Below are 13,582 nucleotides of genomic sequence, written 5' to 3' on the forward strand. Positions count from 1 at the left end.
CCCGCTTTGGCGGGCTTTTTCATCCGTGCGTGCAGGGCTGGCGCCATCTGCCGCATACAATGCAGAGCAAGTTTCGTGCCTCTATGACATTGCACTCCTACTCCAACACCACTCCTCTTGTTCGCCGCTTCGGCCGCCTGGCTCGCCTGAGTGTTGGCGCGCTGTTGCTGGCCGGTCTCGCCTCGGGCGCCCTGGCCGAGACGGCCGACCGCACCAAGCCGATGAACATCGAGTCCGACGCCATGCGTTATGACGACCTCAAGCAGACGAGCGTGTTCACGGGGAACGTGCTGGTCACCAAGGGCACGATCATCATCCGCGGCGCGCGCATCGACGTTCGGCAGGACGCCGAGGGCTACCAGTACGGGGTGGTCACGGCGGCTCCCGGCAAGCGGGCCTACTACAAGCAGAAGCGCAATGCGCCCGACGAGTGGATCGAGGGCGAATCGGAGGTCATCGAGTACGACAGCCGCGCCGACAACGTCAAGTTCATCCGCAATGCCGTGATGCGCCGCCTGCTGGGCGCCACGCCAAACGACGAAAGCAGCGGCGCGCTCATCGTCTACGACCAGAGCAACGACACCTACACGGTCAACGGTTCCACCGTGCCGCCCAACACCGGGGTGAATGCCCCCGCGGGCGGTGGGCGGGTGAAGACCATCCTGACGCCCAAGAGCGCCACGGCGCCCGCGCCAGGCGCCTCGGCGCCGGCCGGCGGACGGGCCGCGCCAGCAGCGCCCCAGCCGGCACCCGGTGCCGGCCTGCGGCCGAGCACCACGCTCAGCGGCAGCGAAGGGGAAGGGCGCAAGTGATAGAAACCGCTGGAAGCCACACCGCCGATGGCACGCCGGGCAGCCGCCTGGTGGTGCGCGGCCTGCAAAAAAGCTACGGTAGCCGCAAGGTCGTCAAGGATGTCTCGCTCGACGTTCAAAAGGGCGAAGTCGTGGGGCTCCTGGGCCCCAACGGCGCCGGCAAGACCACTTCGTTCTACATGATCGTGGGCCTGGTGCGGGCCGACGCCGGCGAGATCACCATCGACGGCGAACCCATTGCGCACATGCCGATCCACCGGCGCGCCCGCATGGGCCTGAGCTACCTGCCGCAGGAAGCCTCGATCTTCCGCAAGCTCACGGTCGAGGAAAACGTGCGTGCCGTGCTCGAGCTCCAGCGCGAGCCCGATGGCAACGGCAAGCCCGCGCCCCTGTCGAAGCAGCGCACCGAAGAGCGGCTCTCGGGGCTGCTGGCCGACCTGCGCGTGGACCATCTGCGCGATTCCCCCGCGCTCGCGCTCTCCGGCGGCGAGCGGCGCCGGGTCGAAATTGCCCGCGCGCTGGCCACCCAGCCGCGCTTCATCCTGCTGGACGAGCCCTTTGCCGGCATCGACCCCATCGCGGTGATCGAGATCCAGCGGATCATCAGCTTCCTGAAGGAGCGCGGCATCGGCGTGCTCATCACCGACCACAACGTGCGTGAAACGCTGGGCATCTGCGATCACGCGTTCATCATCAGCGACGGGCATGTGCTGGCACAAGGCACACCCTCGGAGATCGTCGACAACGCCGAAGTACGCAGGGTGTACCTTGGCGAGCACTTCCGGATGTAAGGGAGGAGCCGGTCTCCATGAAGCAAGGGCTGTCCCTTCGCGTTTCGCAGCATCTGGCGCTCACACCGCAGCTGCAGCAGTCGATCCGGCTGCTGCAGCTCTCCACGCTCGAACTGAGCCAGGAGGTCGAGCAGATGCTCGACGAGAACCCGTTCCTCGAACGCACCGCGGAAGAAGCGGCGCGCGAGGAATTCGGCCTCGATGCCATCGATACCCCGATGCCGCGCGATGAATCATCGGGCGAGGCCGGCGAGAGCGACTTCGCCTCGGCTCCGGCGAGCAGCGCGGCCACCACCTCCAGCGAAACCACGGCCGCGGCCGAAACCGACGTTCCCGCCGCCGACGCCACCGAGCGCGAGCCCGACTGGGAAGGCGACGGCACCGTCGACATGGCGCCGGACGACAGCGAGTGGGGCAGCGATGCTCCCGCGCGCCAGAACAACCTGGGCGACGACGAGCGCGCCGACGCCACCGAACTCGCGCGCAGCCAGGAGTCGCTGCAGTCCTTCCTGCACCGGCAGGCGCTGAGCCTGCGGCTCAACGAGAACGACTGCGCCGCGCTGCGCTTCCTGATCGAATCGCTCAACGACGACGGCTACCTCGAAGATTCGCTGCCGGCGCTGGCCTCGGGCCTCGCGGGCGACGACAACGACCAGTTCGACGAGCTGGTGCATCACTTCCAGGTGGCGCTCGGCCTGCTGCAAAGCCTGGAGCCGGCCGGCGTCGGCGCGCGCGACCTGGGCGAATGCCTCGGCATCCAGCTGCGCGCGCTCGCCAGCGAAGACGAAACCGAAGAACACGCCCTGGTCCGCAAGACCGCCATCGCCATCTGCAAGCAGCCGATGGAGCTGCTCGCGCGGCGCGACTTCAAGCGCCTGGCCACGCTCACCCGCACCAACGAAGAGCTGGTTCGCTCGGCGCTGCAGATCATTTCGCGCCTGGAGCCCAAGCCGGGCCGCCGTTTTGTCGATGTCGAGCGCAACATCGTGATCCCCGACGTGATCGTCACCAAGATCGGCCGCGGCACCAACGTCAAGTTCCGCGTCATGCTCAACCCCGAGGTGATGCCGCGCCTGCGCGTGCACGACATCTATGCCGGGGCGCTCAAGTCGCACAAGGGCGAGGGCAGCCAGGCGCTGTCGCAGCGGCTGCAGGAGGCACGCTGGTTCATCAAGAACATCCAGCAGCGCTTCGACACCATCCTGCGCGTCTCCAACGCCATCGTCGAGCGGCAAAAGAGCTACTTCGTGCACGGTGAACTCGCGATGCGGCCGCTGGTGCTGCGCGAGATCGCCGACGAGCTCGGCCTGCACGAATCGACCATCTCGCGCGTGACCACCGCCAAGTACATGGCCACGCCCTTCGGCACCGTCGAGCTCAAGTACTTCTTCGGCTCCGCGCTTGGCACCGAGACCGGCGGCAATGCGTCGAGCACCGCGGTGCGCGCGCTGATCAAGCAGTTCGTGAGTTCCGAGAGCATCAAGAAACCGCTGTCCGACAGCCAGATTTCCGAGATGCTCAAGGAGCAGGGCATCGAATGCGCGCGGCGCACCGTGGCCAAGTACCGCGAGGCGCTGCGCATCGCGCCCGCCAACCTCCGCAAGGCGCTGTAGAAAGCCGTCGATGGCCCCTCGCCGCCTGCTGTCGCGCTGTGGGCACTGGGTCTTGGCCGTGGCGGTGGCGCTGCTCGTTGCCGGCTGCGCCACCCTGCCCGACGAAGCGCCGCGCCCACCCACCCGGGCCATGGCGGTGTCGGCCGACACCGCGCTCGGCAAGATCGCGCTGGCCGCGCAGCCCGACCTCGATCTCAGCGGTTTTCGCCTGATGCCGGGCGGCGATTTCGCCTTCGACACGCGCATCCAACTCGCGCGGCGCGCCCAGCGCACGCTCGACGTGCAGTACTACCAAATCGAGAACGACGAGACCGGCCGCTACCTGCTGCGCACCCTGCGCGATGCGGCGGAGCGGGGCGTGCGCGTGCGGCTCTTGATGGACGACCTCTACACTTCGGGCGAGGACGAACTGCTGCTCGGCCTGGCCGCCACGCCGAACGTCGAACTGCGCCTCTTCAACCCGTTTCCAGCCGGGCGCGGCAGTCTGCTCAAGCGCTTCGCGGCCTCGCTCTTCGACTTCAGCCGCGTCAACCGGCGCATGCACAACAAGCTCTTCATCGCCGACGGCGCGATGGCGGTGGCGGGCGGCCGCAACATCGGCAACCAGTACTTCAGGCGCACGGCGGGCGAGAATTTTCTCGATCTCGACACCTTCGTGACCGGCGCGCTGATGCCGCGTCTCGGCACCCTGTTCGACCAGTACTGGAACAGCGTGTACGTGCGGCCGATCCAGTCGGTGGTGGCCACGGGCCTTTCGCGCGAAGAACTGCAAAAGCGCTTCGAAGCCGCCACCGGCCCCGACACCACGCCGCCGCCGCCGCGGCCCGCCCCCAACGACCTGCTCGGCTACAGCCCGATGGCCGAGGACCTTGCCACCGGCAAGCTCGGCCTGATCTGGGCCCTTGCCGAGGCCTACGCCGATTCGCCCGACCGCGTGATCGGCAAGACGGCGTCCTATGGCGGCGTGCCGCTGCTCGACGTCGACAGCGTGCGCTACAACGTGGTGGAGCAGATGCGCCGCGCGCGCTCCGAGGTGACCATCGTCTCGCCCTACCTGATTCCGGGCGAGGCCGGCCTGGAGGTGATGCGCGAGATCCGCCGGCGCAACGTGAAGATCAGCGTGGTCACCAATTCGCTCGCCGCCACCGACGAGCCGCTGGTTCACACGGCCTACCGCCGCTACCGGCCCGACATGCTGAAGCTGGGGGCCGACCTGTACGAGCTCAGCACCACGCGCACCCGGCGCAGCGTGCGGCTCGGCCTCTTCGGCACCTCGGTCGGCCGGCTGCACGCCAAGTCGGCCGTGATCGACCGGAGCATTCTCTTCGTCGGCTCGATGAATTTCGATCCGCGCTCCGAAACGCACAACACCGAGATCGGCCTTTTCATCCGCAGCCCCGAGATGGCGCAGCAGGCGCTCAAGCTCATCGACGTGCTCAAGCAGCAGGGCGCTTATCGCCTGCGCTTTGCCGAGGACGGCAGCAAGTCGCGCATCGAGTGGATCAGCGAGGACGCCGGCAAGACCACCGTGCTGAACGAAGAGCCCGACTCCGGCTTCTGGGACCGCGCCATGCTCGAGCTGCTGGCGCCGCTCACGCCCGAGAGCCTGCTGTAGGCCGGCCGTTCATGTTCCCTATTGCTGCACGTTGACCGCTTCGACCTGCACCAGCAGCTTCACCTTGTTCTCGAAGCCGAAGTTCAGCCCCCAGGTGATGCCCCAGTCGCTGCGCTGCACCGTGGTTTCGAAGTCGCCGCCGCAGACCTGGCGGTTGATGAGCGGGTTCAGGTAGCAGTTGAAGCGCACGGCCTTGAGCGTGACCGGCCTGGTCTGGCCCATCAGCGTGAGCGTGCCCGGCACGTCGACCACCTTGTCGCCGCTGAATTCGATGCGGTCCGCCACGAAGCGGCCGGTCGGAAACTCGGCCACGTTGAAGAAGTCCTTGCTTTGCACGTGGCGGTTGAGCAGGTCGACGCCGGTGTTGATGGAGCTGATGTCCATCGTGATGTCGACCTTGCCGCTGCTGCCGCTGCCGTCGATCTGCACCGAGCCGTCCTTGGTGCTGAAGCGGCCGCGGTTGGTGGTGGTGCCGTAGTGCCCCATCTCGTACATCACGAAGGTGTGGGTCGGGTCGATCACGTAGCTGGCGTTCTTTACCGGGCCGCCCGCGGGCTTGGCGGCCACGGGCGGCGCCGTGTATTCCTGCGCCAGGGCGGGGGTGGCAAGGGTCGCTGCAGACAGCGCGGCAGCGAGGAAGAGCTTCTTCATGGCAATGGGCGTGCTTGGCGTGAAAACAAAATCAGTTGAGAGGACAAAAAAGGGGCTCAAAGCGGAGCGAGGCCCGCGAGCGTGAACTTGAAGCGAACCTGCACGTCGTTGCCGACCACCGAGGTGTCGGTCCATTCGCCGTCGCCCACCTTGTAGTCGAGCCGCTGGATCGTAAAGCTTCCGGTCGCCACCGCGTAGCCGCCCGATGGCGCAATGGTCACCGGCACCGTGACCTGCCGCGAAATGTTCTTGATGGTGAGCTTGCCCGCCATCTCGAACCGGCCTTCGCCCAGCGCCTTGATGGCGCTCGACTGGAAGCTGGCCTGCGGAAAATGCCCGGTGTCGAACCACGGGGCCTTGGGCAGTTCGGCGTCGCTCATCGGCACGCCGAGCGATGCGCTCCCCGTGTCGATCTGCAGCGCGACGGTGCCGCCTTCGGGCTTCCTCGGGTCGAATGCCACCTGCGCGTCGAATTTCTTGAACGTGCCTTCCACCGGCACGCCCATCTGCTTGCTGACGAAGGCGATCTGGCTCTTGTCGGCCACGAGCCGGGTCGCCGTTGCGGGCTCGGCACCTGCGGGCGCCAGGGCGGCGAACGCGGCGGCCGCGAGAAAGAGACGGAAGACTCGGTTCATCTGGCGGATTCCTGGCGTGGCGCGGGCCACATGCGTTTCAAGATGCCGTCGCGGTCGATCCAGTGGTGCTTGAGCACCGCCGCCACGTGCAGCAGCGCCACCGCGGCCAGCGTGAACGCGCTGCCCTTGTGCAGCGGCTTCAGCACGGCCTCGGCCAGTTCCTTGTCGACCGGCATGAGATCCGGCAGCGGCAGCACGCCGAACCACACGACCGGAAACCCGAGCGCCGAACTGTAGGCCCAGCCGAACAGCGGCACCGCGAGGAACAGCAGGTACATCAGCGCGTGACTCGCCCGGTAGCCAGTGCGCTGCCAGCGCGGCATGGTGGCGGCCGCATGCGACGGCAGCGGCGGCGGCGGATGGCGCAGCCGCCACAAGAGCCGCAGGGCCGACAGCAGCAGGATCGTCACCCCGGCCCATTTGTGCCAGTTGTAGAGCTTGATGCGGGCCGGCGACAGCGGCAGGCCGGTCATGTAGAGCCCGACACCCAGCGAGCCGACGATCATGGCCGCGAGCAGCCAGTGCAGCGCCATGGCCACCGGGCCATAGCGCAGGTCCGCGGGCGTTTCGGCAATGGCGGTGGCGGAAGATGGAGGTATGTAGGCAGGCATCGGAAGCAGGACCAGCGGCCTGTGCGCGGAGCATATATCGGAAGCGGCGAAGGCACCGCACGAGCCGTGCCAGGCCCATGGCCGGCGGGGTCAGTGCCCCGATGACGCCTGCTGCGCCTGCAGCAGCACCGCATGCAGCTCGGCCGGCTGCACCGGCTTGCGCAGCGCGTGCCAGCCGCGCTCCGCGGCCAGCCGATGGGTGGCTTCGCCGATGTCGGCCGAGATCAGCGCGATGGTGAGCGACGGCTTTTGCCGCTGCAGCCGTTCCGCCAACGCGATGCCGTCGAGCCCGCCCGGCAGCCGGATGTCGCACAGCGCCGCGTCGAGCGCGCGCAGGTCGGCCAGCGCCAGCGCCTCGGCCGCGCTGCCGTAGACGCGCGGCGCAAGCTGCCATTGCCTCAGCAGCGCACTGAGGCTTTCGGCCACCACGGCGTTGTCTTCCACCACCAGCACGGCAAGGCCCGGATGCAATGCGCGCGCCGCCGCGTCGGACGGTGGTTGCGGCAGCGGCGAAGGAGCCGGCGGCACCGGCGCATCGGCAGGCGCCGCGGGCAGCTCGAAGCCGAACACCGAACCACGCCCCGGCGCCGAGCGCAGCGACACCTCGATGCCGAGCTGCCCCGCCAGCCGCCGCACGATCGCCAGGCCCAGCCCGTGGCCGCGCTGCAGGTTGCGTTCGACATTGCCGACCTGCTCGAAGTCGCCGAACACCCGCTCCTGCGAGTCCACGGGAATGCCGATGCCGCTGTCGCGCACCTCGACGCGCCAGGCGCGCCCGGTGTCGCGCCGGCGCGCCCGCACCGCCAGCAGCACCCGGCCGCGCGGCGTGAACTTGACGGCGTTGTCGACCAGGTTGGCCAGCACGCGGCGCAGCGAGACGGCATCGGCCCAGGCCACCGCGTCGGCCGGGCAGCGCAACCTGACGCGGCCGTGGCCGAACTGGCGCGCCAGCTCGCGCAAGAGCGGCGCCAGCGACACCGCCACCGGCTGCAGCGGATCGGCCGCCGCCTCGATGCGGCCGATTTCGAGCAGCTGGTTGGTGAGGCCTTCGAGCGCCTGCTGCGCTCGCGCGAGCGACGCCACCGTGTGCTGCACCAGCGGCGCGTCGGCGCCGTTGTTCAGCTGCTGGCGCAGTACCTCGGTCTGCAGGCCGATGGCCATCACCGGCTGGCGCAGGTCGTGGTTGGCGGCCGAGAAGAAGCGCAGCCGCTCGGCCTGGGCCCGTTCGGAGGCGCGCAGGCCGGCCAGCGCCTGCTCGCGCAAGCTGCGCTCGTTGAGGCGCAGGCCGATGTTTTCCTCGAGCTGGCGCGAGCGTTCGGCCACCAGCTTCCACATCATCGCGGTCAGGCCGATGCCGATCACCGACACGGCCATCATCGTCGGCGCGCCGAGCCACAGCCCGGTGAGGATCACGGGCGCCAGCAGCAGCGTGATCGCCAGCTGCGTGGCCGGCGTGTAGAACGAGACCGAGAACGCCGACGAGAGCGTCATTCCCATCAGCATCAGCGCGAGCAGCAGCTGCTGCTCGGCGTGGCCCGTGTTGAACAGCAGCACGCCGGCCAGTCCGTGCGCCAGCTCCCAGATGCCGGTGCGCACGGTGTGCAGGCGCTGTGCCTCGCGCAAATTCTCGGGCGTGAAGGGATCGGGCAGGCGCTGGGGAAAGAAGCCGCGCATGACCGTCACCAACGTGATCAGCGAGATCCACACCAGCGCATGAGCGAGCGAGTATTGCCAGGCGAAGAGGGCCGCCACGCCGCAGTTCAGCAGGTATTGCACCAGCAGCACCGGGCCGATGGGCCGGACCGAGAGCCGCAGCACCTCGCACTCGATCGCAAAGCGGTCGTTTCCGGCAACAACCGGAGCAACCATGGGCGCGGTGGTGGAATTCATCGGCCGAGCCACTATATAGAGAAGCGGCCGGGCGCGGCGACAATGGCGTTTCCCCAGCCGGCCGATGATGATGGCAAACCCCTTGTGAACGATCTTTCTCTTTTTCTGCCTTGCGCCGCCGGCGTCGAGGAATTCCTGGCGCAGGAAGTCCACGCGCTCACGGGCCGCGTCGGGCAAGACCTGCTCACGCTGCGCGGGGGCGTGCGGGTGCGCGCCGAGTGGCGCGACGCGCTCAAGCTCAACCTGCACAGCCGGCTCGCGCAGCGCGTGCTGGTCGAGCTGGCCCATGCGCCCTACCGCAGCGAGAACGACCTGTACGCCATCGCGAGCGGCGTGGCCTGGGAGATCTGGTTCACGCCCAAGCAGACCTTCAAGATCGAGACCACGGCGCAGCACAGCCCGCTGCAGAGCCTGAACTTCGCCACGCTGCGCATCAAGGACGCGATTGCCGACCGCTTTCGCGCCAAGGCCAACGGCGTGCGCCCCAGCATCGAGACGCAGTGGCCCGACTGCCGCGTGTTCGCCCACCTGACCACCGAGCACTGCACGCTCTACATCGACACCTCGGGCGAGCCGCTCTTCAAGCGCGGCTGGCGGCAGGACAAGGGCGACGCGCCGCTGAAGGAAACGCTGGCCGCCGCCATGCTGGCTGCCAGCGGCTGGTGGAACCCCGAAACCGGCCAGGTGGCCGCCGAGCCGCTGTACGACCCCTGCTGCGGCAGCGGCACCATCGCCATCGAGGCGGCGCAGATTGCGCGCGGCATCCCGGCCGGATCGCTGCGGCGCTTCGGCTTCGAGAAGCTGCTGCCGTTCCAGGCCCACGTGTGGGAGGCGATCAAGCAGGGCGCCGCATCGTCGGCCTCCGTGCGAGAGGTCGCGATCTTCGGCTCCGACGTGTCGCACCGCATGGTCGACTTTGCCGAGCGCAACGCGGAGCGTGCCGGCGTGGCCGACGCCATCGAGTTTCGCGGCGGCGATGCGCTGCAACGCATGCCCCCGGCCGAGGGCGGCGTGATCATGCTCAACCCGCCCTACGGCGAGCGGATCGAGGTCGGCGGCGTCGCGCGCTTCGGCGCCCGCGAGGCCGCGCAGACGGCCGGCAATGAGAATGGCGAAGGCGGCGGCGAAGGTGAAGACGGCGGCGAGTTCTTTCCGCAGCTCGCCACGCACTGGAAGAAGAACTACCCCGGCTGGACCGCCTGGGTGCTCACGCCCGACCTGAAACTGCCCAAGCGCATGCGGCTCAAGGAGTCGCGCCGCGTGCCGATGTGGAACGGGCCCATCGAATGCCGCCTGTTCCGCTTCGACATGGTGGCCGGCTCGGCCAGAAAGTAGGTAGGTAAGCGGGCGATCCGGTGGGCGGTTACTTCACGCCCACGCCGCACGCCGCGTTCACCGTCCTGGCCGCCAGGTCCCCCGGCAGGCCGTCGAATTTCATCGGACGGACATCGGTTTCGTCGAACTCCCGCACCGCCAGCGGCGGCCCGACGAAATTCGGCTGCCCGAAGTAGGTGGCGCTCACGTAGCGTGCCTTGCGGGCGTCGCAGTCCACGCTCGCCTTTGCCGCGACAGACCGGAACTTGAGGCCCTCCTGGCTGGTGCGGGGCTCGGCCAGGCTGATGCGTACCGCCACGAGCCGCTTGCTTCCGTCCACCACCACGCTGGTGGGGTCGACCTGCACATAGCTGTTGGTCGCTTCCCCGGCCGAACCGGTCAGGGTGAGCCACTCCGCATGGGCCAGCGGGCCGGCCAGAAGGGCAAGCAACAGCAGGGAAGGTCGTTTCATCATTCGGAAGTCTCGAAAGGCGCCGTGACGGCCCGGGGCAGCAGATTGTGAATGGACGATACGGTTTGTGCCTTGCGATGGCGCATGGTGCAACATCGGGGTTATTCCAAACGCACAAATTTTCATTTCTCCAGAAGAAGCAAACGCCGCGCCGGGCGCCTTCGTTGTCATCGACACCAACATCGCGCTCGATTTGCTGGTGTTCGACAACCCCGACTGCCTGCCGCTGGCCGCCGCTCTTGCGGCCAGCGAACTGCGCTGGCTGGCGACTGCCGCCATGCGCAGCGAGCTTGCGCGGGTGCTCGGCTATCCGCTCATCGCGGCGCGCCTGGCGCGCAGGAACCTGGCGGCAGAGGCCGTTCTCGCGTCCTTCGACGAGCGGGTGCAACTGGTTGCGGAGGCGCCGCCACGCGCCTCTTGCGTCTGCAAGGACCCCGACGATCAGGTCTTCATCGACCTCGCGGTCGCGCGGCGCGCACGGCTGCTCAGCAAGGACCAGGCCGTGCTGACCATGCGCAAGCGCCTCGCCGCGCAAGGCGTGGTGGTGCAGGCGGTGCTGGCGCCCTAGCCGACGGAGGGCGGCGGCGCGCCGTGCCAGCGCCCCAGGAGCCGCGCCACCGCGCGCACGCGCTGCGTGTCGCGGCCCCAGCGGCGGCTCGCTGGCAGCTTCTGCGCCCACTTCATGCGCCGCGCCGCCTCGGCGATGCGCTGGCGCACGTCCTCGCCCACGTCGGCGAGCGCGGCGTGCCAGTGCAGGCCGGCGGCTTCGGGCGCGGCGGCCTCCAGCATCATGGCCGTGGAGTGCAGGTAGCTGAGCCAGTCGCGCGCCTGGCACTCGGCCAGCGTCATGACTTCAGCCGGGTCGTCCTCGAAGTCGATGTAGCCGATGACCCCGTCGGGGCACTGCACCAGGTTGCGGTCGAAGGCCTGGCTCAGGTGCTGGCCGCGTACGTGCACCTGCGCAATGGCGGCCAGCCCTTCGCGCCAGACCGCGAGCAGCGCGGCGGGCCCGGCCGCCGCAGCCTGGTCGAGCCGCTCCTGCAGCACGACGGTGGTGCGGCCGCTTTCGCCCAGGTCGGAGATCAGCAGGCCGTCCGGCTGCTGCGCCAGCACCGCGGGCACCCGCAGGCCCGCGGCCGCCAACTGCCTGAGGCGCCGCGCCTCGGTGGCAATGGCGGCCTCGCCGCCCGGGTTGGGCACCGGCTTGATGATGTCCAGCCGCGCCATGCGCGCAACCGCCGCCATCACGCGGTAGCCCCACTTGCCATGGCGCGGGCCGGCCTTCTTGAGCCAGACTCGCTCGCTGCCCAGGCGGTGGCTGGCCACGTTCTTCTGCTGCTTGGGCAGCGTGACGCGCAGGAACTCGGCGTAGTCGCCCGGTGCCGGTGCAAAGGGCTGCGCGTCGAGGGGGGCGGGCGCCGAGGCCGCCCCCTTGGCGCTGTGCGGCCGCGCCGAAGCGCCGCGTCGCAGGGGATTCATGCGGCCAGCGGCAGGTTCGACACCAGGCCGTGCGGCCCCTGCGTCACGGGCTGAAAGCTCTCGGCACTGGCCAGCGGCCAGTAGGTGCGGAACACGTTGTGCTGCTTGTCGAGCGGGCCCAGCAACGCGCCCGGCTGCACCTGCATCACCAGGTTGCTGAGCAGGCGCACTTCGGTGTCGGAGATGCGCCGCACGATGTGGTGCGCGGTGATCTGCTGCGGATGGTCCAGGCCGGCGGCCTGCACCAGCTCCTGCAGCGCGTGCAGCGTGCTGCGATGGAAGTTGCGAACGCGGTCGGCCTTGGTCGGCACCACCAGCGCCTGCTGGCGCACCGGGTCCTGCGTGGTCACGCCCGTGGGGCAATGGCCCGTGTGGCAGCTTTGCGCCTGGATGCAGCCCAGGGCCATCATGAAGCCGCGCGCCGCGTTGCACCAGTCGGCGCCCAGCGCCATCATGCGCGCCACGTCGAAGGCCGTGATCACCTTGCCGGCGCAGCCCAGCTTGATGCGGTGGCGCAGGTTCACGCCGATGAGCGTGTTGTGCACCAGCAGCAGGCCCTCCTGCAGCGGCGCGCCCACGTGGTCGCTGAACTCGACCGGTGCCGCGCCCGTGCCGCCCTCGGCGCCGTCGACCACGATGAAGTCGGGCGTGATGCCGGTCGCCTGCATGGCCTTGACGATCGCGAACCACTCCCACGGATGGCCGAGGCAGAACTTGAACCCCGTGGGCTTGCCGCCCGACAGCTCGCGCAGCCTGGCGATGAAATGCATCATCTCGACCGGCGTGGAGAAAGCGCCGTGCGAGGCGGGCGAGATGCAGTCCACGCCCACCCGCACGCCCCGTGCGGCCGCAATTTCGGGCGTGACCTTGGGTGCCGGCAGCACGCCGCCGTGGCCGGGCTTGGCGCCCTGGCTCAGCTTGAGCTCGATCATCTTCACCTGCGGATCGCGCGCGTTGGCGCTGAAACGCTCGGCGTTGAAGCTGCCGTCCTCGTTGCGGCAGCCGAAGTAGCCCGAGCCAATTTCCCAGATCAGGTCGCCGCCATGCACGCGGTGGTGCTGCGAAATGGAGCCTTCGCCGGTGTCGTGCGCAAAGCCGCCCATCCTGGCGCCCTGGTTGAGCGCGAGGATCGCGTTGGCCGACAGCGCGCCGAAGCTCATGGCCGAGATGTTGAACACGCTCGCGCTGTAGGGCTGGGTGCAAACCTGGGCCGGATTGGCCTCCGCCGGCTGCGGCGTGCCGCCGATCACGATGCGGAAATCGTGATTATCGAGCCGGGTCGGCTGCATGGAGTGGTTGATCCACTCGTAGCCCGCGATCGTCACGTTGAGTTGCGTGCCGAAAGGGCGGTTGTCGGGGTCGCCCTTGGCGCGCTGGTACACCAGCGAGCGTTGCGCGCGCGAAAACGGCGCCGCCTCGGAATCGCTCTCGATGAAATACTGGCGCATTTCCGGCCGGATGAATTCCAGCAGGAAGCGCAGGTGGCCGATCACCGGATAGTTGCGCAGGATCGCGTGGCGCGTCTGCCGCAGGTCGTGCACGCCGGTGCCGCTGAGTACCGCAAAAACCACCAGCGCCACCCAGGCGGCCCACAGGTGCGGGGACACCAGCACGGCGACCAGGCTGGCGGCCAGGCCCGCCACGCACAGGGCAAAGGCGCTGTAACGCGTTGGAAACGGAATAATCGTGGGCATGGAGA

The 13,582-nt window shown here is 68.7% G+C and carries 13 protein-coding genes; 6 read left to right on the forward strand and 7 right to left on the reverse strand.

Annotated elements, in window-relative coordinates; translation table 11 throughout:
• Positions 1-83 precede the first annotated feature (83 nt).
• Genes lptA through ACJ7Z0_RS18635 form a run of 4 tightly spaced genes read left to right on the forward strand, consistent with a single transcriptional unit; the run spans position 84 to position 4,831 of the window.
• Entirely contained in the window at positions 84-812 is a 729-nt protein-coding gene (gene lptA / locus ACJ7Z0_RS18620) for a lipopolysaccharide transport periplasmic protein LptA (RefSeq protein ID WP_431125405.1), read from the forward strand.
• Positions 809-1,603, forward strand: a complete 795-nt coding sequence (gene lptB, locus ACJ7Z0_RS18625; RefSeq protein WP_434791021.1) for an LPS export ABC transporter ATP-binding protein — start codon at positions 809-811, stop codon at positions 1,601-1,603. The genes lptA and lptB overlap by 4 nt, the downstream gene beginning before the upstream one ends.
• A 17-nt stretch (positions 1,604-1,620) precedes the next feature.
• Positions 1,621-3,216, forward strand: a complete 1,596-nt coding sequence (gene rpoN, locus ACJ7Z0_RS18630; RefSeq protein WP_434791022.1) for an RNA polymerase factor sigma-54 — start codon at positions 1,621-1,623, stop codon at positions 3,214-3,216.
• A gap of 10 nt (positions 3,217-3,226) precedes the next feature.
• Positions 3,227-4,831, forward strand: coding sequence for a phospholipase D family protein (locus ACJ7Z0_RS18635; RefSeq protein ID WP_434791023.1), 1,605 nt, complete (start codon positions 3,227-3,229; stop codon positions 4,829-4,831).
• A gap of 18 nt (positions 4,832-4,849) precedes the next feature.
• On the opposite strand, the gene ACJ7Z0_RS18640 is transcribed toward ACJ7Z0_RS18635, so the two are convergent.
• The 4 genes from ACJ7Z0_RS18640 to ACJ7Z0_RS18655 all read right to left on the reverse strand — a co-directional run bounded on the left by ACJ7Z0_RS18640 (position 4,850) and on the right by ACJ7Z0_RS18655 (position 8,618).
• A complete protein-coding gene (locus ACJ7Z0_RS18640) occupies positions 4,850-5,482 on the reverse strand; it encodes a YceI family protein (RefSeq protein ID WP_434791024.1) in 633 nt (210 codons plus the stop codon).
• 56 nt (positions 5,483-5,538) lie between these two features.
• Positions 5,539-6,117 (reverse strand): YceI family protein, encoded by a 579-nt coding sequence (locus tag ACJ7Z0_RS18645; protein WP_434791025.1) that lies wholly within the window; start codon positions 6,115-6,117, stop codon positions 5,539-5,541.
• Positions 6,114-6,728, reverse strand: coding sequence for a cytochrome b (locus ACJ7Z0_RS18650; RefSeq protein ID WP_434791026.1), 615 nt, complete (start codon positions 6,726-6,728; stop codon positions 6,114-6,116). The genes ACJ7Z0_RS18645 and ACJ7Z0_RS18650 overlap by 4 nt, the downstream gene beginning before the upstream one ends.
• A 90-nt stretch (positions 6,729-6,818) precedes the next feature.
• Positions 6,819-8,618: an ATP-binding response regulator gene (locus tag ACJ7Z0_RS18655; RefSeq protein WP_434791027.1), complete on the reverse strand. Its 1,800-nt coding sequence runs from the start codon at positions 8,616-8,618 to the stop codon at positions 6,819-6,821.
• A gap of 84 nt (positions 8,619-8,702) precedes the next feature.
• Here ACJ7Z0_RS18655 and ACJ7Z0_RS18660 point away from each other — a divergent pair, with 84 nt between their 5' ends.
• The gene (locus ACJ7Z0_RS18660; RefSeq protein WP_434791028.1) at positions 8,703-9,953 is read left to right on the forward strand and encodes a THUMP domain-containing class I SAM-dependent RNA methyltransferase; all 1,251 of its coding nucleotides are present in this window, start codon (positions 8,703-8,705) and stop codon (positions 9,951-9,953) included.
• A 28-nt stretch (positions 9,954-9,981) separates the two neighbouring features.
• Here the strand turns inward: ACJ7Z0_RS18660 and ACJ7Z0_RS18665 are convergent, their stop codons facing one another.
• Entirely contained in the window at positions 9,982-10,404 is a 423-nt protein-coding gene (locus ACJ7Z0_RS18665; protein ID WP_434791029.1) for a surface-adhesin E family protein, read from the reverse strand.
• A 124-nt stretch (positions 10,405-10,528) separates the two neighbouring features.
• Between ACJ7Z0_RS18665 and ACJ7Z0_RS18670 the strand changes: the two genes are divergently transcribed.
• Positions 10,529-10,972, forward strand: a complete 444-nt coding sequence (locus ACJ7Z0_RS18670; RefSeq protein ID WP_434792687.1) for a putative toxin-antitoxin system toxin component, PIN family — start codon at positions 10,529-10,531, stop codon at positions 10,970-10,972.
• Here ACJ7Z0_RS18670 and ACJ7Z0_RS18675 read toward each other — a convergent pair.
• Entirely contained in the window at positions 10,969-11,883 is a 915-nt protein-coding gene (locus tag ACJ7Z0_RS18675) for a BUD32 family EKC/KEOPS complex subunit (RefSeq protein ID WP_434791030.1), read from the reverse strand. The genes ACJ7Z0_RS18670 and ACJ7Z0_RS18675 overlap by 4 nt on opposite strands.
• The gene (locus tag ACJ7Z0_RS18680; protein WP_434791031.1) at positions 11,880-13,577 is read right to left on the reverse strand and encodes an FMN-binding glutamate synthase family protein; all 1,698 of its coding nucleotides are present in this window, start codon (positions 13,575-13,577) and stop codon (positions 11,880-11,882) included. Before ACJ7Z0_RS18680 ends, ACJ7Z0_RS18675 begins: the two co-directional genes overlap by 4 nt.
• Positions 13,578-13,582 lie beyond the last annotated feature (5 nt).

The sequence above is a fragment of the Variovorax palleresanus genome, from assembly GCF_051144945.1.
Taxonomy (GTDB): domain Bacteria; phylum Pseudomonadota; class Gammaproteobacteria; order Burkholderiales; family Burkholderiaceae_C; genus Variovorax; species Variovorax paradoxus_S.